A 284-nucleotide genomic window follows, 5' to 3' on the forward strand; every position below is an offset into this window, starting at 1 on the left:
ACCCTTAGCTACAATAAAAAGCTATGCCGATGCTGCCCACGAACCAGAGTGGTTTACAACGGCACCTGCTAAAGCCTTACCAAAAGCACTTGATAAAGCAGGAATTACACTAAACGACGTTGATTTTTTCGAGTTTAACGAAGCATTCTCGGTTGTTGGTTTAGCTAATATGAAAATTTTGGGCCTTACCGATAAAAATGTTAATGTAAATGGTGGCGCTGTTTCTCTAGGACATCCGCTTGGTTGTTCTGGTGTTAGAATTCTTATTACTTTATTAAATGTTT

General features: G+C 38.7%; 1 pseudogene. It reads left to right on the forward strand.

What is annotated here, in order from left to right:
• Positions 1-284 (forward strand): annotated as a pseudogene (locus tag LG649_RS16155) (acetyl-CoA C-acetyltransferase); the annotation flags it as partial.

Source organism: Neotamlana laminarinivorans (genome assembly GCF_020523925.1).
Classification (GTDB): Bacteria; Bacteroidota; Bacteroidia; order Flavobacteriales; family Flavobacteriaceae; genus Neotamlana; species Neotamlana laminarinivorans.